Annotated in this window: 2 protein-coding genes; both read right to left on the bottom strand. The window is 64.8% G+C overall.

The window, feature by feature from the left end; genetic code table 11:
• Positions 1–120: 120 nt before the first annotated feature.
• The gene (locus KIT86_RS24185; protein ID WP_297403152.1) at positions 121–4,311 is read right to left on the bottom strand and encodes an RHS repeat-associated core domain-containing protein; all 4,191 of its coding nucleotides are present in this window, start codon (positions 4,309–4,311) and stop codon (positions 121–123) included.
• Positions 4,304–4,794 (bottom strand): chitinase N-terminal domain-containing protein (locus tag KIT86_RS24180; protein ID WP_297403150.1); only part of this gene is annotated, 491 nt, incomplete at its 5' end. The genes KIT86_RS24185 and KIT86_RS24180, both read right to left, overlap by 8 nt.

Genomic DNA, 4,794 nt, shown 5'->3' with positions numbered 1-4,794 from the left:
AGAGCTGAGACTCCAAGGGTTGCGTAGTGATATATCGCTGACGCTGGCTGTCGCGGGTATCTGCGTATCAAGAACGCATACTGGCGAAGGTAGAGCCGGGTCAGCAGATCATGGTTCATGTCAGGGCGCCCGACACTGTCCGGTCGCGTAGCGAACATCGTTCACCAGTGCCTTGCTGCCGCCATGCGCGCTGTATGCGATGCTCAACGGAACGCCGGCAAGAGGAACAAAAGCCAGCGCCGTTCCAACTGCCATGTCTGTCGTTGCATAGAGCCCGTCGGCAATGCTGCTTCGGAATCCGGAAACGACGTTGTAGACGTTGAATGCCGTGCCTAAGCGGGCGCCTGTCTTGGCAACCTTGGCCCAGTCAGTATTTGCCGCAATTTGCTCATGCGGCGCGATACGCGCCGAAGTCACAGGATCGACACCGCGTGCGCCGATGGGAGGCATGCTGCCGTTAGTAGCATTTGCCGCCAGCATCCTAGCGGTAGCAACCGCTGCCGTAATGTTGGCGTCGATCAGCTGCGGTGCACCGCCTTCACAAATCGGCTCCTGCTCTTGCGGCGATTTCTGCTGCGATGCAGCCGTGCCGGGCGTGGGCAAGACCCGATTTGTCCCGGAGGACTCAGACTTCTTTGACTTCTTTTTCTTCTCGGGTTTCGTCCCTTCAACGGTAACTGTCTCGCAGGGCCCTGTTAGATCTCCGCAGTCCAAACCACTCGGGTCCCTCTTGTTCAGCGGATCGTTCCTCACATAGGCATAGAGGTTGAGGTCATCGTCATACCCCACCGGATCAGTCTGCAGGAACCGGCCCAACGTTGGCGAGTACATGCGCGCCTTGTAGTAGTACAGCCCCACTTGAGGCAGCCAAGCCTGCCCGGTGTAACCGAACCGCCCCTGGAACCCGGCCTGCGGCAGGCCCCACGGGTCGTAACGATTCTTCGCCAGCGAGGCCCCGCTGGCATCGCTTACCGCCACGATCGAACCCTGGTGATCGGCCAGCAGGCCCCGCCGGCTGGTGAACCCCGCGCCCTCGTACCACAGCAGCGGCTCATCGACCTCGTCGGTATGCACGTAGCGGCGCAGCAGCGCCCCGGTGGTGGCGTGATATTCGGCTACCAGCCGATCTCCGTCATACAGGAACTGCGTGCCCGGGCTGCCCGAGGTCGAGAACAGCCTTCCGAGCGGGTCATACGTGAGCGTGGCGGCGCTGGCGCCGCTGGCCGAGGTAAGCCGATTCTCGGTATCGTAGAGGTAGCTGGTTCCGGCATAAGCGCTCAGATTGCCGTTGAGGTCATAGGTGAGCGCGCCGCCGCCGACACTGGTGTACTGGTTCAGCCCATTGGCCACGTAGGCGCGGGTCACCGGGCCGGGCGGATCGCCCGCATAGGCCGCATTGCTCAGCGCGCGCGTGAGGATCTGCGAGGCCGGGTTGTAGGTGAACGCGAGACTCTGGTCGGACGCCGTGGCGGTCAGATCGTGCGTGAGACTCGACAGGCGCGAGAGTGCATCGTAGGTGTACGCGGCCGCCGCACTGCTGGCCACGGCGCTGCTGCGCCGGCCGCGCGTGTCGTAGCCCAAAGTGACGACTTGCGTGCTGCCGCTCTGCTTGACCCATTCGAGCCGCCCGGCCGGGTCGTGGTGGTAGGTAAAATAGTTGCCATCCGGGAAGGTCAGCTTCGTGCGCCGGCTACCCGCGTCGTACTCGGTGGTGAGCATGCGACTGACGCCGCCCATCGTACTGGTTGACGTCAACACCCGGCCGAAGCCGTCATAGCCCGTCATGACGCCGGGACCCGAGTCCGAGCCGAAGCGGGCATACAGCGGCAGATCCAGCACGTTGTAATCGTAGTACACACTGTAGCCGGCCACACCGCTGGCCGAAGTCGGCACGGTCTTGCGCCACACGCGATCGAGTGCGTCGAACTCGAACGCGAGGCTCTTGCCGTCACGCTTGCGCAATGACGTGCGATTGCCGTCCGCGTCGAAGCCGTAGGATTCGTAATCGCTCTCGTTGACAGCTCCCGGGGTGGTCTTGGAGGGGAACACCAGGCGGTTCAGCCGGTCGTGACCGTCGTAACGCAGCTCGCTGCGATTGCCCTTGGCGTCGGTCAGGCTCGCGCGCTGGCCGTTGGTCGTATACGTGTAGGTCGCGTAGTTCTGCTGCAGCGCTGTGCCATAAGCGCGCTGCACCTGCAGCAGCTCGCCGGCCGCGTTGTACAGGTGGCGCGTGATCCGGTCCGGACCGAAGGGGCCCTGCGAGACGGGCGTACAGGCATCGGTCTGGGAGGCAAAGTAGGCCGGGTTCATCCGCAGCGCCTCGCAGAGCAGCGGGCCCGACAACTTGTAGGAGCGCTCGACGAGCCGCTGCGTCGTGCCCGACACCGACACCGCTTCACGAATCGCGTTGCGGCGGCTGTCGAACGCGAATTCCGTGATCGTGTGAATATCCAGCGTCGGGTTGTCGGGCTGGGTGACGGTGCCCGCCTTGACGATCTTCAGCTTGTCGTCGGCATCACGGTAATCGAACCACTTCGCGTTCCGGTAGCCATCGGAGCCGGCCGGCCCGATCTCCCAGGTACGCCGGCCGTACTCGTCGTAGTAGAAATATTTGGCGTCCTGCAGGCCGGCCAGCGGCCCGTCCTCGATCCACAGCCGCCCGGCATTGTCATAGTAGAAGTGCGTCTCGAGCGTCGTGGCGTTGGCGGCATCGATCCGCCGCTCGACGCTCGGCAACAGCGTATTGCCCCAGTATTCGTACTCGGTGCGGATCTCCTGCGAGGTCCCGCAGGTCGTCGTGTCGCCGCAGACCCGCACCACGGTGCGACGGCTGATGCCATTGGTGACCGTGTAGGTCACGTAGGTCTTGCGGCGCACGCCGCTCTTGTCGGCCGGGTCGGTCTGCTCGATCAGCTGCCCGGCGGCGTTGTACAGGTAGTCCGTCTGGTTGCCGCGCGCATCGCGATACCACACGGGCCGGTAGCAGCGCACGTCACCCGGCGCGGCGCAATAACCGGTGTTGTAGTAGGCGCTCTCGGTCAGGGCGCCCAGCCCGGAACCGGGCTTGGCGTAGGAGGTCCTCGCCACGAGATTGCCGCCGGCATCGTAGGTGACGCCGACCGCATTGCCCTCCGGATACAGCACCTGCACCGGCCGGAAGTTCTCGTCGAACTGGAACTGGGTGGTGCGCCCCAGCGCATCGGTGAGCGCGTGGATCACGTTGCTGCGGCCCGTCGGGTCGGCGTGCAGATCGTATTGCGCCTGATGGCTGTCCGGGCCCGTGACCGTGAGCCGGTCGAACAGGTAGCCGCTCGAGTTCGCGTTCCAGCGCAGGTTCGTATAGGTGTAGTTCCACTGCACGCCATCCTTGAGCACGGTGCTGACCACCTGGGCGCTGGCGTGCTTGCTCACCTGCAGCGTGGGCGTGCTCTCCCCGGGCAGCCACATCGTCCCCGAATCACCCTGCACGTTCGAGCCCAGTACATTGGCGCAGCCCACGCCCTGGCACTTGAACTCCCGTTCGCCCACATCCGTGATCGTGCCATCGAGGTCATAGGTCAGCTTCGCCAGTGGCGTGGTGGGCGCCGCCGAGCGATAGAGCGTTGCCTGCTGCACCCGGCCCCAGTCGCCCGAGTCGAGCGCGCCGGGGTGGTAAGTGAGGCTGATGTGGTAGCCCAGGTTGCTGGTGAGCTGCGTGGGACGATAGAACGTGCGACCGAACGTGTCCCCCGGCAACGTCGCGGTCTGGTAGGTATACGTGATGATCTCGCCGTTCGGAAAGCTCGCCCCGGAGGCGTAATAACGCATCGTCACCGGGTTCGTGCCGGTGGTCTTCACGTGCTTGAGGTTGAACGTGTAGAGGACGCCGGAACCGGCCTGGCGGAAGGCGAACGGCCCGACCCCCTGCAGCACCGAGCCGGTGCCGGTCACACTCGAGCAGGTGTTGGTGTCCACGCACTGGAAGGCCTCGGAGCTCGCGTCGCCGGTATGCACCGAGTAGGACGCAGTGGTTCCGGACAGCGTGCCCGTCACGTAGGGGGCCGCGTTCTGCACCCGATCGAAGCGCAGGTTCGGCGCGGCCGGCACGGACAGCGTCGGCAACACCATGCGCGTCTTGCCATCGACGATGTTCACGCCGTTGTGATCGGTCTGCACCCGCAGCGGCGAGATGATCTCGGGAACGTCTTGCGCCGACGCCACGACACTGGCCAGAGCCAGGACCGCCAGGGCCAGCCCAGGCTCGAGCCGGCACTGGCCTCTCCTCGGGCGCCGTCCGGCGCCGTGCAGTGGGCGTGAGATGCGGTTATTCATTGGGAAGCGGAGCGAAGAAGCTGCATCCGCCCTTGCACACCAGCACCAACCTCGTCGGCGAGAAGCCGCTGCAGCCGCTGCCGTTGCACGCTTTGGCCTTGTACGTGTACTCGCCGTTCGGCTTGTTGCTGAAGACTTTCGACGTGCCCGTGCCGTCGTACACCTTCGAGAACGCGCCGTCGAAGACGCTCTCCCACAGCTCATAGCGGCTCGCCCCCGTCGAGGCACTCCAGGAGATCGTGTAATTGCCCGTCAGGCTCATCGACGGGCCGGAAATGCTCGCCGGCGCAGCGGGCACGCTCGGTGCGCCACCCGTGGTGTCGAACTGCACGCGATTGCCGGCCGCATCCAGCGTGTAGTTCTCCACGCTGCCGTCCGGGTGGGTGACCTTCGTGAGCCGGCCCAGCGCGTCGTACTCGTAGCTGAAGGTCGCTGCGAGTATCGCCGTGCTCGCCAGCGCCGAGAGTGCAATCAGCAGGACCC

The sequence above is a fragment of the Hydrogenophaga sp. genome (assembly GCF_026125825.1).
GTDB lineage: Bacteria > Pseudomonadota > Gammaproteobacteria > Burkholderiales > Burkholderiaceae_C > Hydrogenophaga.
The sequence above is the reverse complement of the archived record's forward strand: the minus strand, read 5'-3'. Positions and strand labels throughout refer to the sequence as shown.